The organism is Vibrio kagoshimensis (assembly GCF_050337535.1).
Taxonomy (GTDB): Bacteria; Pseudomonadota; Gammaproteobacteria; order Enterobacterales; family Vibrionaceae; genus Vibrio; species Vibrio gallaecicus.
Genome location: NZ_JAKJSZ010000013.1, coordinates 129,604 through 151,187 on the forward strand (window position 1 = coordinate 129,604; position 21,584 = coordinate 151,187).

Here is a 21,584-nt window from a genome sequence, read left to right on the forward strand (position 1 = left end):
CAATCTTGTCTATTTTTGAAGTTAAGCATTCTAACACCGATTGGGTCGCAAAAGCTGTGTGCTTTGCAACCTAGATCAAGTTATTAACTTTTAAATCAATGGTTAATTTGCACCCTATATAGGCGCATGTTAAATATTTGTTCGCTAGCGAAAATTACAATAATAAACTGAGTATTTTGTACTCAGCATCTCATAACGACATCTTACTTACCCCCTCCACTTGTGGAGGGTTTTTTTTGTCTTTTTCACGTCAATCTCAGCAGCAACAAAGCCGAGTATCACTACAGAAACAGAATGAACGGTAATAGCAAATCATAGAGCCGTATTAAGCAACAATCATGAAGCGGCGTCTTCTACCGTTTTATCTATAAGCTGTCGAGCAATAGTACCATGAGGAGCAACTTCAGGAAGTTCATTTACCTCAAACCAGCGAGCATCAGAAAGCTCACTGTAGTCTGGCTTTACCACTCCCCCAGCATAATCCGCAAAAAAGCCCAACATCATGCTCGAAGGGAATGCCCAAGGTTGGCTACCAAAGTAACGGATATTATCGACATCAATCCCTGTCTCTTCTTTCACCTCACGCGCGACACACTGCTCTACTGTTTCACCGACCTCTAAAAAGCCAGCGATGACGGTATACATCCCAGCCTTATGACGCGGGTGCTGAGCTAATAAAATTTTATTATCATGACGAACCGCTACGATTATGCACGGGAAGATCCTCGGGTAATGTAATGTTCGGCATTCCCCGCACTGCATTGCGATTTGATTATGATTTAAAAAATTTCGTCCTCCACATTGTGGGCAAAAACGCATACTTTGAGACATATGTCCGTACTGAATCGCTTTACTTGCTAATAAAAACTTGGATTCAGACCAATGCAATAATTCTCGTAATGAAGTCAATTCTAGCGATTGATTTAATTCTGCGTCATTTACCCAGTACACTGGTTTGTCATTGTACTGACCAATGCAAATAGCCAATTCATGAGACAAGCCTAAGCTCTGTGCCGTTCCAAATGGGAGTTCATCATTCACCACCCAAATATCACTTCCCGATACCACACACCAATACGCTAACTTAGACTTATCAATGTCACTTTTTTTTAACATCTCACCCCCTCATTGCTTGCAGTTCATTCATTTTACTGGCAATCTAATTTCATACTAGGGTTGTGGCATAGAATAATTCAAGCTATTACTTTTAGTAATTGAGTAATGAAACGGACCCCTGTTGCGGCAATTCATACGATCACAAGGCTGTGGTCAGATCATGAGGACATGGTCATGCTAAATAAATTCAAGCAAGTACAAGAACAGTGGGGTGGCTCAAATGAAGTCATCGATCATTGGTTAGAAACTCGACAATCTCTAATTGTTGAATATTGCAAGCTTGCGGCTCTTCAGCCGAGCTCAGCTAAAGCAAGCACACTTTCTGAACTCCCTTCCCCTGCGGAACTACAAAATTTTTGCCAACACCTTGTCGACTATATCTCTGAAGGTCACTTTAAAATTTACGACATGGTAATGAACAAGTGGCAGTCTACAGGTTTTGAAGCAACTGATGAGATTAACCAAAGCTATGGGCATATTGTATTAACTACGGATCCCCTGCTTAACTTCACTGACAAGTATGCTGCAATTACCGCTACAGATGAGCTAGCCGATTTTGACAGTGATTTATCTCTTATAGGAGAAATCATCGAAGCGAGATTTGAGGTCGAAGATCAACTCATACAACAAATCGCGGATAGCTTGGCAGTACCACCAGGTGCTTAATGCTTAATGCTTAATGCTTAATGCTTAATGCTTAATGCTTAATGGGTATGATTGTAAAGCTTGTGATTTTCACAAGCTTTTTTATTGTCTGTTAATTATTAATTAGCAGTTCGTGCTCATTTGAAGCTCAAATACTAAAAATATAAAACGCCGAAAACAAAAAAGGCACCCTAAGGTGCCTTTTTATCTCTTAACGATTACTCGTAAGAAAAATTCGCTTCTGAAGAATTACTCTTCTGAAGAGAAACCAGCATTTAGAAGTGCTGCTAGGTTATCGGTAGCTTGTTCAGCTGACGGACCTGCTTGCTCTTCACGTTGCTTCTGACGATCTTGGTGGTATGCGAAACCAGTACCAGCTGGAATCAGACGACCAACAATAACGTTCTCTTTCAGACCACGAAGGTCATCACGCTTACCAGAAACCGCAGCTTCTGTTAGTACGCGAGTCGTTTCTTGGAAAGATGCTGCTGAGATGAATGACTCAGTTGCAAGCGATGCTTTAGTAATACCTAGTAGGTCACGTTCGAAACGTACTAGTTCTTTACCTTCAGCTTCTAGCTTACGGTTAGCAATCTTAACATTGTGGTACTCAACCTGTTCACCAGGTAAGAACTCAGAATCACCAGAGTGAGTGATCGTACACTTACGTAGCATTTGACGAACGATAGTCTCAATGTGCTTATCGTTAATCTTTACGCCTTGTAAGCGGTAAACTTCTTGAACTTCGTTCGCGATGTACTGAGTCACAGCGTGGATACCACGTAGACGCAGGATATCGTGTGGAGTTTCAGGACCGTCAGCGATTACATCACCACGCTCAATCTTCTCACCTTCAAACACGTTCAATTGACGATGCTTAGGAATCATCTCTTCGTAAGCGTCACCGCCTTCACGAGTGATTACTAGACGACGCTTACCTTTCGTTTCTTTACCGAAAGACACAGTACCTGTGTGCTCAGCAAGGATCGCAGGCTCTTTAGGCTTACGAGCTTCGAATAGGTCAGCTACGCGTGGTAGACCACCGGTGATATCTTTGTTTCCGCTCGATTTTTGAGGGATACGAGATAGTGTGTCACCAATGCCAACTTCAGCGCCATCTTCGATGTTTACAATCGCTTTGCCAGGTAGGAAGTAGTGAGCTGGCATATCAGTACCAGGGATCATTACGTCGTTACCTTGCTCATCAACAAGTTTGATAGCTGGACGCATATCTTTACCTGCTGCTGGGCGAGCTGCTGCGTCTGTTACTTCACTTGAAGAAAGACCAGTTAGATCGTCAGTTTGACGAGAAACTGTAATACCATCGATCATATCTACGAATTGGATACGACCTGCCACTTCAGTGATGATTGGCATGGTATGCGCTTCCCAGTTAGCTACAACTTCACCAGCAGTTACTGCTGCGTTGTCGCCTTTGGTAAGCATCGAACCGTAAGGAAGTTTGTGCTTCTCTTTAGTACGGCCGAATTCATCAACAATCGTCATCTCAGATGCACGAGAAGTGATAACCAGTTTCTTGTCTTTGTTTACTACGAACTTAGCATTGTGAAGTTTCACAGTACCAGTTGTCTTAGCTTGGATGCTGTTCTCTGCTGCTGCAGTAGATGCCGCACCACCGATGTGGAACGTACGCATCGTTAGCTGTGTACCCGGTTCACCGATAGATTGTGCAGCGATAACACCAACTGCTTCACCTTGGTTCACTAGGTGGCCACGTGCTAGGTCACGACCGTAACACTGTGCACAACAACCGAAGTCTGCATCACAGGTAACAACTGAGCGCACTTTCATGCTATCTACAGAGTTGTCTTCCATGATTTGACACCACTTCTCATCAATCAGAGTATTACGTGGAATCAGTACATCTTCAGTACCAGGCTTAAGAACGTCTTCAGCTACTACACGACCTAGAGCAAGCTCAGAAAGTGCAACTTTAACGTCACCACCTTCGATGTGAGGCATCATGTCGATACCTTCATGCGTGCCACAGTCATGTTCGTGTACTACAACGTCTTGAGCAACGTCTACTAGACGACGAGTTAGGTAACCCGAGTTTGCTGTTTTCAGTGCTGTATCCGCAAGACCCTTACGAGCACCGTGCGTTGAGATAAAGTACTGAAGGACGTTTAGACCTTCTTTAAAGTTCGCTGTGATCGGCGTTTCGATGATTGAACCATCTGGACGCGCCATCAGACCACGCATACCTGCTAGCTGACGAATCTGAGCTGCAGAACCACGTGCGCCTGAATCGGCCATCATGTAGATGCTGTTGAACGATTCTTGCTGTTCTTCTTCGCCATCACGGTTGATAACTGTTTCAGAAGATAGGTTATCCATCATTGCTTTCGCAACACGGTCGTTCGTAGACGCCCAGATATCGATAACTTTGTTGTAACGCTCACCCGCAGTAACAAGACCAGATTGGAATTGTTCTTGGATTTCACGAACTTCTTCTTCCGCAGATTCAATTTCATCGTATTTAGCTTGAGGTACAACCATATCGTTGATACCTACAGAAACACCAGAAAGTGCCGCGTATGCAAAACCTGCGTACATGATTTGGTCAGCAAATACTACTGTATCTTTTAGACCAAGCTTACGGTAACACTCGTTAAGCAGGTTAGAAATTTGCTTCTTACCTAGCTTTTGGTTAACGATGCTAAACGGTAGACCTGATGGAACGATCTGCCACAGCATTGCACGACCTACAGTCGTGTCAACTAGACCAGTGTTCGTAGTGCTATTGCCGTCTTCATCTACTACAGTTTCAGTGATACGCACTTTAACGCGAGCGTGAAGCTCAGCAGTCTTAGTACGGTATGCCTTTTCAGCCTCAGCAGGGCCAGCAAGGTACATACCTTCACCTTTCACGTTGATCTTGTCACGTGTCATGTAGTAAAGACCCAATACAACATCCTGAGAAGGAACGATGATCGGATCACCTGATGCTGGCGACAGAATGTTATTCGTCGACATCATTAGGGTACGAGCTTCTAGCTGTGCTTCTAAAGTTAGAGGCACGTGTACAGCCATTTGGTCACCATCGAAGTCGGCGTTATATGCCGCACACACTAGTGGGTGAAGCTGAATCGCTTTACCTTCGATTAGTACTGGTTCAAACGCTTGGATACCTAGACGGTGAAGTGTAGGTGCACGGTTAAGCAGTACTGGGTGTTCGCGGATAACTTCGTCTAGGATATCCCAAACGATCGCTTCTTCGCGCTCTACCATTTTCTTAGCAGCTTTGATTGTCGTAGCCATGCCACGAGTTTCTAACTTGCTGTAGATGAATGGTTTAAATAGCTCAAGTGCCATCTTCTTAGGAAGACCACACTGATGTAGACGAAGGTATGGACCTACTGTGATTACAGAACGGCCAGAGTAGTCTACACGTTTACCTAGAAGGTTCTGACGGAAACGACCTTGTTTACCCTTGATCATATCAGCAAGAGATTTCAGAGGACGCTTGTTAGAACCTGTGATCGCACGACCGCGACGGCCGTTATCTAGAAGTGCATCAACAGACTCTTGCAGCATACGCTTTTCGTTACGTACGATGATGTCCGGAGCAGCTAGCTCTAGAAGACGCTTCAAACGGTTGTTACGGTTGATCACACGACGGTAAAGGTCGTTCAGATCTGAAGTCGCAAAACGACCGCCATCTAGTGGAACTAGAGGACGTAGATCTGGCGGTAGCACTGGAAGTACAGTTAAGATCATCCACTCAGGCTTATTGCCTGAAGAGATGAATGCTTCAACTAGCTTCAAACGCTTAGTAACTTTCTTACGCTTAGTTTCTGAGTTAGTTGTTTCTAACTCTTCGCGCATTTCTTCCACTTCTTGATGAAGGTCCATTGTTGAAAGCAGATCTTTGATCGCTTCAGCACCCATCTTAGCAGTGAATTCGTCACCCCACTCTTCTAGACGATCCAGATACTCTTCTTCAGTAAGCATCTGAGATTTTTCTAGATCAGTCATACCCGGTTCAGTTACTACGTACATTTCGAAGTAAAGAACACGTTCGATATCACGCAGAGGGATATCCATTAGTAGACCGATACGAGACGGTAGTGATTTTAGGAACCAGATGTGAGCAACTGGTGAAGCTAGCTCGATGTGGCCCATACGGTCACGACGAACTTTAGTCTGTGTAACTTCAACGCCACACTTCTCACAGATAACACCACGGTGCTTCAGGCGCTTGTATTTGCCACAAAGACATTCGTAATCTTTAACTGGACCAAAAATACGAGCACAGAACAGACCATCACGTTCAGGTTTGAACGTACGATAGTTAATTGTTTCTGGCTTTTTAACTTCACCAAAAGACCACGAACGGATCGTGTCTGGTGAAGATAGACCGATTTTGATTGCATCAAATTCTTCGGTCTTATGCTGTGCTTTTAGAAAGTTTAATAAGTCTTTCACGTTCAGCTCCTGTAAGGAGTTAAAGGAGCTCACCGACTAAAGTGAGCCCCCTTTACCAAGTAATCCAATCTTCTTTTAAAAAAGAGGGATTACTCTTCGTCTTCTAGCTCGATGTTGATACCTAGCGAGCGAATCTCTTTCAACAGTACGTTGAACGACTCTGGCATGCCAGGTTCCATGCTATGGTTACCATCTACGATGTTCTTATACATCTTAGTACGGCCGTTAACGTCATCTGACTTAACTGTTAGCATTTCTTGTAGAGTATATGCAGCACCGTATGCTTCTAGTGCCCATACTTCCATCTCACCGAAACGCTGACCACCGAACTGAGCTTTACCACCAAGTGGTTGCTGAGTTACTAGGCTGTAAGAACCAGTTGAACGAGCATGCATCTTGTCATCAACCAAGTGGTTCAGTTTCAGCATGTACATGTAACCAACAGTTACAGGACGCTCAAACGAATCACCAGTACGACCATCAAACAGTTTAAGCTGACCAGATTCTGGCAGATCACCCAGTTTAAGTAGTTCTTTGATTAGAGACTCAGAAGCACCATCGAACACAGGAGTAGCAATCGGTAGACCGCCACGTAGGTTCTTAATCAGTGTACGAACCTGATCATCAGATAGTTCAGCAATATCAACTTTCTGACGAGTATCACCAAGATCATAAACCTTCTGTAGGAACTCACGGAACTTATGAAGTTCTTGCTGTTCCTTAACCATTTGGTTGATCTTGTCACCGATACCTTTCGCAGCCAAACCTAAGTGAACTTCTAGGATCTGACCGATGTTCATACGCGATGGTACACCCAGCGGGTTAAGTACGATGTCTACAGGCTGACCTTTCTCATCGTATGGCATGTCTTCAACAGGGTTAATCTTAGAGATTACACCTTTGTTACCGTGACGACCGGCCATCTTATCACCAGGCTGGATACGACGTTTAACCGCTAGGTAAACTTTAACAATCTTAAGAACGCCAGGCGCTAGATCATCACCTTGAGTGATTTTACGACGCTTAGTTTCAAACTTCTTATCGAAGTCTGCTTTTAGCTCATCCCACTGCTCAGCAAGTTGCTCAAGCTGTGTTTGTAGCGCATCGTCTTCTAGAACTTGCTCTAGCCATTGCTTACGACCGATAGTATCAAGCTTAGCTTCAGAGTAACCACCAGACAGAAGTACAGCTTTAACACGGTTAAGAAGGCCACCCTCAAGAATTTGGAACTCTTCAGTTAGGTCTTTCTTAGCTTCTTTAAGCTGCATCTGTTCGATTTCAAGTGCACGTTTGTCTTTCTCTACGCCATCGCGAGTGAAGACTTGTACATCAATGATAGTACCCGAAACAGAGTTTGGTACACGTAGAGAAGTATCTTTAACATCAGATGCTTTCTCACCGAAGATAGCACGTAGTAGCTTCTCTTCAGGAGTCAGTTGAGTTTCACCTTTAGGTGTCACTTTACCAACTAGGATGTCGCCACCCTTAACTTCAGCACCAATGTAAACGATACCTGACTCGTCTAGTTTAGACAGAGCAGACTCACCTACGTTTGGAATATCAGCTGTGATCTCTTCAGAGCCCAGCTTAGTATCACGAGCCACACAAGATAGTTCTTGGATGTGGATTGTCGTGAAACGGTCTTCTTGAACTACGCGCTCAGATACTAAGATCGAGTCTTCGAAGTTGTAACCATTCCAAGGCATGAACGCGATACGCATGTTTTGACCAAGAGCAAGTTCACCAAGGTCAGTTGAAGGACCATCAGCAAGAACATCGCCGCGTGCAACTGGCTCACCAGGAAGTACAGTTGGACGCTGGTTAATACATGTGTTTTGGTTCGAACGCGTGTACTTAGTTAGGTTGTAGATATCGATACCAGCTTCGCCAGGTACCAATTCATCTTCGTTAACCTTAACTACGATACGAGAAGCATCAACAGACTGAACTTGACCACCACGTTTAGCAACCGCTGTAACACCAGAGTCAACTGCGATGTTACGTTCAATACCAGTACCTACTAGAGGCTTATCAGCCTTAAGTGTTGGTACAGCTTGACGTTGCATGTTCGCACCCATCAATGCACGGTTCGCATCATCGTGTTCTAGGAACGGGATAAGCGAAGCAGCGATAGATACTACTTGGTTTGTCGCAACGTCCATGTAGTCAACGTGATCGCGTGGGTGAAGACCAGATTCACCTTTTTGACGAGCAGTGATTAGCTCATCAGCAAACGTCGCTTCTTCAGTAAGAACCGTATTTGCCTGTGCGATAACGAATTGACCTTCCTGGATTGCCGACAGGTAATCAACTTCTTCTGTTACTACACCATCTACAACGCGACGGTACGGAGTTTCTAGGAAACCGTAATCGTTACAACGCGCAAACGCAGATAGCGAGTTAATTAGACCGATGTTTGGACCTTCAGGCGTTTCGATCGGACATAGACGACCGTAGTGAGTTACGTGAACGTCACGTACTTCAAAGCCTGCGCGTTCACGAGTTAGACCGCCTGGACCTAAAGCAGAGATACGACGTTTGTGCGTAACTTCTGACAATGGGTTGTTTTGGTCCATGAACTGTGAAAGCTGTGAAGAGCCAAAGAATTCTTTAACTGCAGCAGAGATCGGTTTAGCGTTGATAAGATCTTGAGGCATGATTGCATCAAGGTCACCAAGGCTTAGACGTTCTTTAACAGCACGTTCTACACGAACTAGACCAACTCGGAATTGGTTTTCTGCCATTTCACCTACAGAACGGATACGACGGTTACCAAGGTGGTCGATATCGTCCACTTCGCCTTTACCGTTACGGATGCCGATCAGTTTCTTCATCACTTCAATGATGTCTGATTCATCCAGAGTACCGCGCTCTTCTTCTTCTTCACGCTCGATAGAGCTGTTGAATTTCATACGGCCTACAGTTGATAGGTCGTAACGATCTTCAGAGAAGAATAGGCTTTCGAACAATGATTCTGCAGCTTCTTTCGTTGGTGGCTCGCCAGGACGCATCATGCGGTAGATTTCTACCAATGCAGAGATGCGATCTACTGTGCTATCTGCACGTAGAGTGTCTGACATGAATGGACCATGGTCTAGGTCATTCGTGAACAGTACTTCTAGAGCTTTGTGACCTGCTTGAGAAAGGTTAGCAAGTGCCTCTAGTGTAATCTCTTGGTTTGCGCCAACGATTATCTCGCCAGTTGCTTCATTGATGTAATCTTTAGCAGCAACTTTTTCAACGATATACTCTACTGGTACTTCGATGTGCTCAACGCCATCTTTTTCAAGTTGACGAATATGACGAGCAGTAACTCGACGACCAGTCTCAACGTAAGTCTTACCGTTCGCTTCAATGTCGAATGACGCAGTTTCACCACGTAGACGATCAGGAACCAACTCCATTAATAGAGTTTGGTCTTTCACTTCGAAGTTCACTTTGTCGAAGAACAGATCTAGGATCTCTTCCGTCGATTTACCAAGTGCACGAAGGATGATTGAAGCAGGTAGCTTACGACGACGGTCGATACGTACGAATAAGTTATCCTTAGGGTCGAACTCAAAGTCTAACCATGAGCCGCGGTAAGGAATTACACGTGCGTTATAAAGAACTTTACCCGATGAGTGGGTTTTACCCTTATCGCTGTCGAAGAACACGCCTGGGCTTCGGTGCAGCTGGGATACGATAACCCTCTCGGTACCATTGATTACAAAAGTACCATTGTCTGTCATAAGCGGAATTTCGCCCATGTAGACTTCTTGTTCTTTAATGTCTTTTACGGTGCCTGCAGGTGCATCTCTATCAAAGATAACTAGGCGCAATTTTACGCGTAGAGGTTTTGAATAAGTTACACCACGAATTTGACATTCTTTAACATCAAAAACTGGCTCACCAAGACGGTAGCTAACGTATTGCAGCTCGGAATTGCCGTTGTAGCTCTGAATTGGAAAAACAGAACGAAAAGCAGCCTCAAGACCGTATTGCCCCTCAGGATCCTGTTCGATAAATTTGTCGAACGAATCGAGCTGGATCGATAACAGGTATGGAATGTCCAAAACTTGTGGACGAGTACCAAAATCCTTACGGATGCGCTTTTTCTCGGTATAAGAGTAAACCATGGGGTTCCTCAGCTCGCTGATAAGTGACCCAAACTACCCAAAACACTCAGCAGAGGGGGTAGTGACTAACAGCTGTTTACTGTAGTTACCAATCATTTCGAAAATATGAATTGGTTTTTTGCTCAGACAATGATGGTTAAACAGCGGGAAAATTCATCAAAGCCCTACAGCGCAAAAAGGCCGGTGGTTAATAAACCACCAGCCATTAGCCTTGCGGCTAAGAAATCAAGTAATAATTACTTAACTTCAACAGTCGCGCCAGCTTCTTCTAGAGTCGCTTTTAGAGCTTCAGCTTCAGCTTTGTCAACGCCTTCTTTAAGTGCAGCAGGAGCTGAGTCTACTAGACCCTTAGCTTCTTTAAGGCCTAGACCTGTAGCGCCACGTACTGCTTTGATTACAGAAACTTTGTTTCCGCCAACAGCAGTTAGGATTACGTCAAATTCAGTTTGCTCTTCAGCAGCTTCAGCAGCAGCGCCACCAGCAACAACTGCAGCAGCAGCAGATACACCGAATTTCTCTTCCATAGCTTCGATAAGCTCAACAACTTGCATTACAGACATTTCTGCAACTGCGTCTAGGATTTGCTCGTTAGTAATAGACATAACAATTCTCTTTTAAGTCAACAATAATTTATTTTGTAATCAAATAAAGCAGGGCTTATGCCGCAACTTCTTCTTTTTGATCACGAACAGCAGCGATAGTACGTACCAGTTTACCAGCAGAAGCTTCTTTCATGCACATCATTAGGCGTGCGATAGCTTCGTCGTAAGTTGGTAGTGTCGCTAGTACATCAGCATCAGTAACTGCGCCTTCAAATGCAGCAGCTTTGATCTCGAAGTCTTTATTCTCTTTAGCGAAGTCTTTGAAAAGACGCGCTGCAGCACCTGGGTGCTCGTTAGAGAATGCAAGTAGAGATGGACCAGTAAATGTGTCTTGTAGACACTCGTACTGAGTACCTTCTACTGCACGACGTGCTAAAGTGTTACGAACAACTCTCATGTAAACACCCGCTTCACGCGCTTGTTTACGTAGAGAAGTCATCGCGCCAACAGTAACGCCACGAGAATCAGCTACAACTGCAGAAAGTGCACCACTGGCTGCTTCGTTGACTTCAGCAACAATTGCTTTTTTGTCTTGAAGATTTAAAGCCATTTGGATTAACCTCTGGTTGTGATTACAGCACTCATTACATTGTGTAATGAGCGTTTACGATGTTATAAAATATCTATAACGTCGCCTACGTAGGTTTTATTAAGCTATCAATATTCTTTCGAAAATTAACAGCGCCTACGGTCTTGGGATAGATGATTATGAATTGCTTCAAAAACCACCCAACCACAAATATTAGGCGCAGAAGTATACACTAAATCTGCGCCTAATCAAATTAGTTTGCTTGAGTATTCAGGCTAGCCTGATCAACAGCAACACCAGCACCCATAGTAGTAGAGATGCTTACTTTCTTCAGGAAAGTACCTTTCGCTGAAGAAGGTTTAGCTTTCTTAAGAGCCACTAGAAGTGCTTCTAGGTTCTCTTGAAGCTCGTTAGCTTCGAAAGATGCTTTACCAATAGTAGTGTGAATGATGCCATTTTTGTCGTTACGGTAACGAACCTGACCAGCTTTAGCGTTCTTAACTGCTTCAGCAACGTTAGGAGTTACAGTACCAACTTTAGGGTTTGGCATTAGACCGCGTGGACCTAGGATAGTACCTAGTTGACCAACAACGCGCATTGCATCTGGAGAAGCAACAACAACGTCAAAGTCCATTACGCCTTTTTTCACTTGCTCAGCAAGATCTTCCATACCAACGATATCTGCGCCAGCAGCTTTAGCAGCTTCTGCGTTTGCACCTTGAGTGAAAACAGCAACGCGGATTTCACGGCCAGTACCGTGAGGTAGCACTGTTGCGCCACGTACGTTTTGGTCAGATTTACGAGCATCAATGCCAAGGTTAACAGCAACGTCAACACTTTCATTGAATTTAGCAGTCGCTAGTTCTTTAAGAAGAGCTACAGCTTCGTTGATTTCGTACTCTTTAGTAACTTCAACTTTGTCGCGGATTACGCGCATACGCTTAGTAAGTTTTGCCATGATCTTATCCCTCTACCACTAGGCCCATTGAACGAGCAGTACCAGCAATAGAGCGCTTCATTGCTTCGATGTCAGCACCAGTCATATCAGCAGCTTTAGTTTCTGCGATTTCTTGGATTTGAGCGTCAGTTACAGTACCAACTTTTTCAGTGTTTGGACGACCTGAACCAGACTTAACGCCAGCAGCTTTCTTAAGAAGAACAGCTGCAGGTGGAGTCTTAGTTACGAACGTGAAAGAACGGTCGTTGTAAACAGTAATAACTACTGGAGTAGGTAGACCTTTCTCAACAGATTCTGTTTTTGCGTTGAACGCTTTACAGAATTCCATGATGTTCACGCCGTGTTGACCTAGAGCAGGACCAACCGGTGGACTTGGGTTTGCCATACCAGCTGCAACTTGCAGTTTGATATAAGCTTCAACTTTCTTAGCCATGATATTTCCTATTAGTGGGTACATGCGCTTGTAAAACAAGCTCCCCAGTTTTTCAATAAATTCTTTTTACTTCCATAGAAGTAAAAAGGCGCGAAATTATAATCATAATTCGCGCCTATAACAACCCTAAAAAGGTGTTTTTTTAATCAAGTTTTTCAACTTGACCAAATTCAAGCTCAACAGGTGTAGCACGACCAAAGATCGATACAGAAACCTTAATGCGGCTCTTCTCGTAATCTACTTCTTCAACTGTACCGTTAAAGTCAGCAAACGGACCATCATTAACACGAACCACTTCACCTGCTTCAAACATTGTCTTAGGACGCGGAGATTCACTCGCTTTCTCTAGACGGTTCAAGATAGCATCGGCTTCTTTGTCTGTGATTGGTGCCGGACGATCAGAGGTACCACCAATGAAGCCCATAACACGAGGGATACTACGTACTAAGTGCCATGATTCGTCTTCCATAATCATTTGAACTAATACATAGCCAGGGAAGAACTTACGTTCACTTTTACGACGTTGGCCTGCGCGCATTTCCACTACTTCTTCAGTAGGTACTAGCACATCGCCAAACAGTTCTTCCATGTTGTGCATTTTAATATGCTCGCGTAGCGATTGTGCAACACGACCTTCAAAGCCAGAAAAGGCTTGAACTACATACCAACGTTTTTTTGGAGCTTCACTCATGAATCAGAACCCTCACACACCAGTCGCTAGAGCAACTAAACGGACCATAATGCCGTCAATTCCCCATAGCACTAGTGACATAACAATACATACAGCTAACACGATCAACGTAGTTTGCATAGTTTCTTGGCGAGTAGGCCAAACCACTTTGCGAATTTCAACTCGAGACTCTTGAGCGAACGAGATCGCAGCTTTACCTTTAGTTGTTGTTGCTGCAACGCCTAGTGCGGCAGCAATCAGCACAACTACACCTGCAGCGCGAATTACAACAGACAATTCACCATACAGGTAATTACCCACAACAGCGGCAGCTAACAGAACAAAAGCGGCTACCCACTTCATTGTATCTGCTGCATTTGAGCTATCAGGAGTTTCAGCGTTTGCTTTCATAAAACCAACCTGTGATAAGTCTTAAATATAGACGACAATAACCCCGCTGTTGCAGGGCACATTCCTTTGCGTTGCAAAACAACACATTTAATAGCCATTTCAAACAAAATAACCATAGAATTCTTTGCTAAGAGCTAAAATTGACGTTAAATCAAGCAACTCTTTTTTTAGCGCAGAAAAAGGGCATCAAATGATGCCCTTTTTACTAGTGGTTCGTCAAATCTTATGCAAAGATTTTAGCTACAACACCAGCACCAACTGTACGGCCACCTTCGCGGATTGCGAAACGTAGACCTTCGTCCATTGCGATTGGAGCGATTAGCTCAACAGTCATTTGAACGTTGTCACCTGGCATTACCATTTCTACGCCTTCAGGTAGAGTGATATCGCCTGTTACGTCAGTTGTACGGAAGTAGAACTGTGGACGGTAACCCTTGAAGAAAGGAGTGTGACGRCCGCCTTCGTCTTTAGAAAGTACGTATACTTCAGACTCAAACTTAGTGTGTGGGTTGATTGAACCTTTCGCAGAAAGTACTTGACCACGTTCAACGTCATCACGCTTAGTACCACGTAGAAGTGCACCAACGTTCTCACCTGCACGACCTTCGTCAAGCARCTTACGGAACATTTCAACACCAGTACAAGTAGTAAGAGTAGTCTCTTTGATACCAACGATTTCTACTTCGTCACCTACACGTAGGATACCGCGCTCGATACGACCAGTAACAACAGTACCACGACCTTGAATTGAGAATACATCTTCAATAGGAAGTAGGAACGGTAGRTCAACAGCACGCTCTGGAAGTGGAATGTAAGAATCTAGTGCTTCTGCAAGCTCAACGATCTTGTCTTCCCACTGCTTTTCGCCGTTTAGAGCGCCAAGTGCAGAACCTTGAATTACTGGAAGGTCGTCTCCTGGGTACTCGTACTCAGAAAGAAGTTCACGAACTTCCATTTCTACTAGCTCAAGTAGCTCTTCGTCATCAACCATGTCACATTTGTTCATGAATACGATGATGTAAGGGATACCAACTTGACGACCAAGTAGGATGTGCTCACGAGTTTGTGGCATAGGRCCATCTGTAGCAGCAACAACTAGGATACCGCCATCCATTTGAGCAGCACCAGTGATCATGTTTTTAACATAATCGGCGTGTCCAGGACAGTCTACGTGTGCGTAGTGACGTTCAGGAGTATCGTACTCAACGTGAGAAGTTGCGATTGTGATACCGCGCTCACGCTCTTCTGGAGCGTTATCGATAGATGCGAAGTCTTTTGCTTCACCACCGTACACTTTAGAAAGTGTAGTACAGATAGCAGCTGTTAGAGTTGTTTTACCGTGGTCAACGTGGCCGATAGTACCAACGTTTACGTGCGGTTTCGTACGTTCAAATTTTTCTTTAGACATGGGGTGTCCCTCTAGGTACGGGTATTAGGTGGCATTAAGCCACGCAACCAAAAAAATGGCGTTATGATATAAAAAGGAAAAGTATGCTTTAGACTGGTGCTAATACCCAGAGTCGAACTGGGGACCTCACCCTTACCAAGGGTGCGCTCTACCGACTGAGCTATATCAGCACACAAAAATGAGTTGGAGCGTGCAGCGGGAATCGAACCCGCATCATCAGCTTGGAAGGCTGAGGTAATAGCCATTATACGATGCACGCAACACGTAACTCTTTTGAGCTATTTAACCTTTAGAATATGGTGGAGGGAGACGGATTCGAACCATCGAAGGCAGTGCCGGCAGATTTACAGTCTGCTCCCTTTGGCCACTCGGGAACCCCTCCAAATTTTTTAGCTTTCTCTCATGGCCTGAATAACAGATGGAGAAAGTGGTGCCGACTACCGGAATCGAACTGGTGACCTACTGATTACAAGTCAGTTGCTCTACCTACTGAGCTAAGTCGGCACAAGTGGGGCGCATTTTATTGAATGATTTTCCACCTTGCAATAGGAAAATTAAAAAAATTAAAAAAATCTTCAATATAGGCACTTTAGAGTACTGTTTATCTCAAATTTTCGGAGATTATATTCAAGCTGATCATTTTAGATATTTGATTTATGAACCGCTTGCTGTATTTTCCATTCAATTAATTTTCTTTCTATAGAGTGTTGTATGAGCCCATTTATGTCATTTGATCGCACGCATTGGTCTGATCTAAGAAATTCCGTGCCAATGACGCTATCAGAAAGCGACCTAAAAGAGCTTCAAGGCATTAATGAAAAGCTCACAATGGAAGAAGCCGTCGACATTTACCTCCCTTTATCTCGCTTACTCAATCTATATGTCGCCGCCAGACAAAACCGTAATTCAGTCCTACATCAGTTTTTAGATAAAACAGATAAAGCGCCACCTTTCATTATTGGTATAGCAGGCAGTGTTGCTGTAGGGAAAAGTACGACAGCTAGGTTACTAAAAGCTTTATTATCTCGTTGGGAAAATCACCCTAAAGTTGAACTCATCACGACTGATGGTTTTCTATATCCTAATGAGGAGTTACAAGCGCGAGGTTTAATGACTAAAAAGGGCTTTCCAGAGTCTTACGATATAAAACGTTTAGTCCAATTTGTTTCAGACGTGAAGGCATGCAAGCGTAATGTTACGGCTCCAGTTTATTCACATTTAACCTATAACATTACGGGTGAGAAAAAGGTTGTAGACCTACCTGATGTTTTAATCATTGAGGGATTGAACGTACTTCAAAGCGGGATGAATTACCCACATGAGCCCCATAGAGTATTTATTTCAGACTTTTTAGATTTTTCTCTTTATGTCGACGCTGATAGCTCACTCATTAAAGAGTGGTATATCAACCGTTTTATGAAATTCAGAGAAGGAGCATTCACTAAGCCTGGCTCTTATTTTAGTCATTATACAAAACTGTCCAATCAATTAGCTTTTGAGAAAGCTGAAAGTATTTGGCAATCAATTAATGGCCTTAATCTAGAGCAAAATATTTTGCCGACTCGAGAACGGGCCCATCTGATCCTGCGCAAAGGACAAAATCACACAGTAGAAGAAGTGCTTTTAAGAAAGTAGTAGAAGTGATTAATCATTTTTTCTAAGGGATATTTCACCACCAATGTGACTCTCAAGACCATTATGAGTCTTGAGTAACACGGCACCTTGTTCATTAATTCCCATGACTTCTCCCTCTAGTTCCCTTGGTCCAATCAATAACCGTACATTTCGACCTAAGAAATTATCCAAGCGATTCCATCTAGGGACAAACCCTGACATCCCATTTAATTCATAATCGGTTAACGCAGTATGCCATGCGCAGATTAATGCTTGAGCAAGTTCCGTTCTGTTAGGAACTTCCCCATTACAAACTTCTGTCAGTGACGTCCATGGCTGATCAATCCCTTCAACTTCCGATTTCATCGACATATTTAAACCTAAGCCAATGACAATATGAGCGGCACCACCGGCTTGACCTGATAGCTCGACCAATATCCCTGCAAGTTTTTTATCGTTGTAATAAAGGTCATTCGGCCATTTTAATTTAATTCCCTGAACCCCTATTTTTTCTAAGGCTTCGACAACAGCTACCCCTACAACAAGGCTTAACCCCATTGCAGCAGCCATACCGGCATCAAGTTTCCAATACATTGATAAGTATAAGTTTGCGCCAAATGGAGATACCCATTCTCGACCACGACGGCCACGTCCAGCGGCTTGATACTCAGCAAGACATACCGATCCAGAAGCGAGTTCACTCGTTCTATCGAGTAGATATTGGTTTGTAGAATCAATGATAGGAATCACATCGACTGAGGCGTCATCGGAAGCTGCAACTAATGAACTTTGACTAAGCATCTCAAGGGGGTCAGCTAATTGATACCCACGACCTTGTACCCGGAAAATATCAATGCCCCAACACTGTATGCCTTTGATGTGTTTACTCACTGCAGCTCGTGAAATACCGAGCAATTCACCAAGTTTTTCCCCTGAATGGAATTGACCATCAGAAAGACACGTGAGTAGAGTCAGCTTTGTACTATGTTCTTTCATTATTGATTATCCACAATTTCAGCTAAGTTAGTTTCACATTTATTTCCGATGAAACGAACCTCATGTTCCAAATCAATCTCAAAACGTGCACGTACCGCCTCACGGACTCTCTTTGCCAAAATGATGACATCATCTGAAGTAGCCGAGCCTGCATTAATAATAACAAGTGCTTGTTTAGCGTGAATTTGAGCTCCTCCCTCACGCAAACCTTTATATCCACATTGGTCAATGAGCCACCCAGCAGCAACTTTTACTGTTTCACCACAGGGATAGCCAACAATGTCGGGAAACTTAGCTTGAACACGATCAAAAAGATCCTTCGAGATCACCGGATTTTTAAAGAAACTTCCTGCATTACCTTGTTGCATTGGATCGGGAAGCTTTTCAGTTCGTATTTTGCAGACTTCATTAAAGATAGATTGAGAAGACAAGTTATCAGAGCCAAGTTCTTTTAATGGTCCGTAGTGGTTACATGCCTTCCAAGGCTTTTCTAAAAATAGTCCTATTGCGATGACGACTGATTTTTCATATAAATCGTGTTTAAATATTGAATCTCGATAGTCAAATAAACAGTCATTGCGCGATAGTCGTTTAACTTTAAAGGTATCAAGACAAAGGATATCGACATACTCACAAACATCCTTAAATTCAACACCATAAGCACCTATATTCTGAATAGGAGCGGAGCCTGCACACCCAGGAATCATAGCTAAGTTTTCTAAACCTGCCATATTCTTTTCTACACTCCATCCAACTAAGTCAGGCCAATCTTCTCCACCAGAAATATGTAACTTGAAGCCATTGGGTTCGTCAGAAACCTTTTTTCCTAAAATCCTATTGATTATAACCACGCCAGAAAAGTGCTTTGTAAACAGCATATTGCTGCCTTTACCAAGTATCAGCTTAGGTAAGTGTTTCCACTCTTCTGATTGATAAACGGTGATGAGTTCTTCAACGGAATGCACTTCGACTAATACCTCACAGGTTTGATCAATCGAAAATGTATGGAAAGGTTTGAGGTTGGCGTTCAGATAAGATTGCATGGCGCTATTTAGTTAAATTACACTCAGTGTATTCTACAGCAGATAATTAAACAGCGCAGTGACAGAATGAACAATGTCGAAATAAGTCAACTAGACCCAATAAAAGTCCCACTGGTTAAAAAGTTTTATAAAGAACATTATCCAACAGGTAAAGTAAACAAGAGCGAGTTAATTTACTCATTAACAAAAGACAACTCAATTATAGGTATTGTTCGCTTTAGAAGTATTGAAGAATATCGCCTATTAACTGGCATGGCGATTTCAACCGCGTTACGTGGGCAAGGACATGGTAGTCTGTTAATGAACTATTGCGTCTCAAATATCCTCACCAACCAAGATTTCTGCTTTGCTTATCGCCACCTTGAAAGCTTTTACTCCGCACATTATTTCAAGAAAATAGATGTATTAGATCTGCCGAATAGCTTAAAAACATTATTTTTACGCTACACAAATAGCGGTAAAGATCTCATTCCGATGCACTTCCAAGCAAATTGTTAAAGAATGGCTCGATTGTCTAGTCATTATGGGTATGACTTTGATAAAATTAGTGGTCCGCAATTTTGCATACTTTTAAGGTAAAACAGTCGATATGATTGCCAGTAGGAATCCATTAGTACAGTTGCCAACTTTGGCACAAGATCCAGATCAGTTTGATGTACTACTCTCAGCGCAAGAGTTCAGAATTCGTTTACTTAAAGAAATCTCGTCAGCAACTGAGCGAATCTGCTTAGTTGCATTGTATTTAGAAGACGACGATGCAGGTCGTGAAATCATGACCGCCTTGTATGAAGCAAAGCAAGTTAAGCCTGAATTAGATATCAGTATTTGTGTGGATTGGCATCGCGCTCAAAGAGGCTTAATTGGTGCTGAGTCTTCTGAAGGTAATGCTGCAATGTATAGAACCTTTGCAGAACAATATGAACATTCCATCCCAGTTTATGGGGTCCCTGTTCGTGGTCGTGAAGTTTTTGGGGTTCTTCACCTCAAAGGCTTTATAATCGATGATTCCGTTATTTATAGCGGAGCAAGTCTCAACAATATCTATTTGAACTACCACGAACGCTACCGCTTTGATCGCTATCATGTTATGAAAAACATAGCTCTAGCAAACTCGATGTATGCGTATATACAAAATGAAATGATTGCAGATAGTGCAGTCAATGACTTAGCAAAGTCTAAAAAGCCAACAACAAAAGAGATTAAACCTGCCATTAGGCAACTTAGATCAGCTCTAGCACGCTCTCAATACAAGTTCGACTCTCAAGATATATCTACTGAGCAAGTGGCAATAACTCCGCTAGTAGGCATAGGAAAGAGACGTAATAGATTAAATCAAGGTATAAATCAGCTGATTGCACAAGCAAAAGACGAAGTATTCATTTGCACACCTTATTTTAATTTCCCACCAAGCCTTGCCAAAGAAGTAAAAAAAGCACTTAAACGTGGCGTAAAAATACGTATTGTAGTCGGCGATAAAACGGCGAATGACTTCTTTATCTCTCCGGAGGAAGAATTCAAAACTATTGGAGGTTTACCTTACCTATATGAAGTAAACCTACGACGCTTTGCAAAAGCTAATGAGTCACATATTGCAAGTCGTAATCTTTCTATCCACTTATGGAAACATGACAATAATAGCTTCCATCTAAAAGGGATTTGGGTCGATAAACGCTATATGCTGTTAACTGGGAACAATTTAAACCCAAGAGCTTGGAAGTTAGATTTAGAGAATGGGATTTTTATTCAAGATCACTACAACCATCTATCAAACAAGTTCCAAGCTGAAGTAGATAACATTCTTCAACACACTCAGCTTATCTGCACCTATAAGCAATTAGAAAAAATTGAAACCTACCCTGATCAAGTTCAAAAGCTCATACGGAAGATAACCAGAGTCAAAGCTGATCGAGTTTTAAAACAGATATTATAAGCACAAGCCCAGTATTTTTAATGCTGGGCTTAATTTTTATCATTATAAATTAATAGAGATGAACTTATATTACCGTTTAAGCCCAACCCCACCTCGATATATCCAACTCATCAGTCAAACCTAAAGACCTAATATCAGCGTTAATAACACATCAAATTTTATTGATAACATTTATACAAAGCTTTCAAATTGAGCTAAAAGCTATTTCTTCGAGTCAAAGTTAGAATAATAAAAACTATTAGGTAAAAATAGAACTTACAGATACTGCTATTAATCGTAATGAGGAAAGACAGCTTAAAGAGGCGTATTAAATGAGAGAAATACATTCAATCTATTGATAGAGTTGATAATAAGTGATCACCCAGGTCTTCAGTTACAAGCTATGCTATTCAGGGTAGATGCTGAAGCCTTAGCCGGATTCATTCCTTGAAACGTAAAAAAGCCCTAGTCGTAAGACCAGGGCTTTTCAAATAGTGGCGGAGTGGACGGGACTCGAACCCGCGACCCCCGGCGTGACAGGCCGGTATTCTAACCAACTGAACTACCACTCCGCAGTGGTCAACTCACTAAGTGAGCGTCCATATCTCCAGGTTGGTCAACCTAAAGATTATAATTTAAAGCCTGGCGATGTCCTACTCTCACATGGGGAAGCCCCACACTAC

Annotated in this window: 16 protein-coding genes and 5 tRNA genes; 4 read left to right on the plus strand and 17 right to left on the minus strand. The window is 42.9% G+C overall.

Annotated elements, in window-relative coordinates:
• Positions 1–336 precede the first annotated feature (336 nt).
• Positions 337–1,116, minus strand: a complete 780-nt coding sequence (nudC, locus tag L4C37_RS14080; protein ID WP_429768958.1) for an NAD(+) diphosphatase — start codon at positions 1,114–1,116, stop codon at positions 337–339.
• A 168-nt stretch (positions 1,117–1,284) separates the two neighbouring features.
• On the opposite strand from nudC, the gene rsd reads away from it, so the two are divergent.
• Positions 1,285–1,782 (plus strand): sigma D regulator, encoded by a 498-nt coding sequence (rsd, locus tag L4C37_RS14085; protein WP_429768963.1) that lies wholly within the window; start codon positions 1,285–1,287, stop codon positions 1,780–1,782.
• A 228-nt stretch (positions 1,783–2,010) separates the two neighbouring features.
• On the opposite strand, the gene rpoC is transcribed toward rsd, so the two are convergent.
• From rpoC to L4C37_RS14150, 13 genes are all read right to left on the minus strand, one after another.
• Entirely contained in the window at positions 2,011–6,210 is a 4,200-nt protein-coding gene (rpoC, locus tag L4C37_RS14090; RefSeq protein WP_137375022.1) for a DNA-directed RNA polymerase subunit beta', read from the minus strand.
• Between the two features lie 89 nt (positions 6,211–6,299).
• On the minus strand, positions 6,300–10,328 hold the full coding sequence (gene rpoB / locus L4C37_RS14095; RefSeq protein ID WP_137375021.1) for a DNA-directed RNA polymerase subunit beta: 4,029 nt from the start codon (positions 10,326–10,328) through the stop codon (positions 6,300–6,302).
• 236 nt (positions 10,329–10,564) lie between these two features.
• A complete protein-coding gene (gene rplL, locus L4C37_RS14100; protein ID WP_137375020.1) occupies positions 10,565–10,930 on the minus strand; it encodes a 50S ribosomal protein L7/L12 in 366 nt (121 codons plus the stop codon).
• A 55-nt stretch (positions 10,931–10,985) separates the two neighbouring features.
• On the minus strand, positions 10,986–11,480 hold the full coding sequence (gene rplJ / locus L4C37_RS14105) for a 50S ribosomal protein L10 (RefSeq protein WP_137375019.1): 495 nt from the start codon (positions 11,478–11,480) through the stop codon (positions 10,986–10,988).
• 232 nt (positions 11,481–11,712) lie between these two features.
• Positions 11,713–12,417, minus strand: a complete 705-nt coding sequence (gene rplA, locus L4C37_RS14110) for a 50S ribosomal protein L1 (protein WP_137375018.1) — start codon at positions 12,415–12,417, stop codon at positions 11,713–11,715.
• Between the two features lie 4 nt (positions 12,418–12,421).
• Entirely contained in the window at positions 12,422–12,850 is a 429-nt protein-coding gene (gene rplK / locus L4C37_RS14115; protein WP_026084318.1) for a 50S ribosomal protein L11, read from the minus strand.
• A gap of 142 nt (positions 12,851–12,992) precedes the next feature.
• Positions 12,993–13,541: a transcription termination/antitermination protein NusG gene (nusG, locus tag L4C37_RS14120; protein WP_137375017.1), complete on the minus strand. Its 549-nt coding sequence runs from the start codon at positions 13,539–13,541 to the stop codon at positions 12,993–12,995.
• A 12-nt stretch (positions 13,542–13,553) separates the two neighbouring features.
• Entirely contained in the window at positions 13,554–13,931 is a 378-nt protein-coding gene (gene secE / locus L4C37_RS14125) for a preprotein translocase subunit SecE (protein ID WP_137375016.1), read from the minus strand.
• A gap of 223 nt (positions 13,932–14,154) precedes the next feature.
• On the minus strand, positions 14,155–15,339 hold the full coding sequence (tuf, locus tag L4C37_RS14130; protein WP_137375015.1) for an elongation factor Tu: 1,185 nt from the start codon (positions 15,337–15,339) through the stop codon (positions 14,155–14,157).
• A gap of 94 nt (positions 15,340–15,433) precedes the next feature.
• Positions 15,434–15,509 (minus strand) — tRNA-Thr (locus tag L4C37_RS14135).
• Positions 15,510–15,523: 14 nt separating this feature from the next.
• A tRNA-Gly gene (locus tag L4C37_RS14140) sits at positions 15,524–15,598 on the minus strand.
• A 38-nt stretch (positions 15,599–15,636) separates the two neighbouring features.
• A tRNA-Tyr gene (locus L4C37_RS14145) sits at positions 15,637–15,721 on the minus strand.
• Between the two features lie 46 nt (positions 15,722–15,767).
• Positions 15,768–15,843 (minus strand) — tRNA-Thr (locus L4C37_RS14150).
• Between the two features lie 207 nt (positions 15,844–16,050).
• Here L4C37_RS14150 and coaA point away from each other — a divergent pair.
• Complete coding sequence (gene coaA / locus L4C37_RS14155; RefSeq protein ID WP_273296554.1) at positions 16,051–16,974, plus strand: type I pantothenate kinase; 924 nt, start codon at positions 16,051–16,053, stop codon at positions 16,972–16,974.
• A gap of 9 nt (positions 16,975–16,983) precedes the next feature.
• Here coaA and birA read toward each other — a convergent pair whose 3' ends face one another.
• Positions 16,984–17,949: a bifunctional biotin--[acetyl-CoA-carboxylase] ligase/biotin operon repressor BirA gene (birA, locus tag L4C37_RS14160; protein ID WP_429768959.1), complete on the minus strand. Its 966-nt coding sequence runs from the start codon at positions 17,947–17,949 to the stop codon at positions 16,984–16,986.
• Positions 17,949–18,992, minus strand: a complete 1,044-nt coding sequence (murB, locus tag L4C37_RS14165; protein WP_429768960.1) for a UDP-N-acetylmuramate dehydrogenase — start codon at positions 18,990–18,992, stop codon at positions 17,949–17,951. Before murB ends, birA begins: the two co-directional genes overlap by 1 nt.
• Positions 18,993–19,058: 66 nt before the next feature.
• Here murB and L4C37_RS14170 point away from each other — a divergent pair, with 66 nt between their 5' ends.
• Positions 19,059–19,490, plus strand: a complete 432-nt coding sequence (locus L4C37_RS14170) for a GNAT family N-acetyltransferase (protein ID WP_429768961.1) — start codon at positions 19,059–19,061, stop codon at positions 19,488–19,490.
• Positions 19,491–19,581: 91 nt separating this feature from the next.
• Positions 19,582–20,922: a CDP-diacylglycerol--serine O-phosphatidyltransferase gene (pssA, locus tag L4C37_RS14175; RefSeq protein ID WP_429768962.1), complete on the plus strand. Its 1,341-nt coding sequence runs from the start codon at positions 19,582–19,584 to the stop codon at positions 20,920–20,922.
• 474 nt (positions 20,923–21,396) lie between these two features.
• On the opposite strand, the gene L4C37_RS14180 is transcribed toward pssA, so the two are convergent.
• Positions 21,397–21,473: transfer RNA gene (locus tag L4C37_RS14180), tRNA-Asp, on the minus strand.
• Positions 21,474–21,584 lie beyond the last annotated feature (111 nt).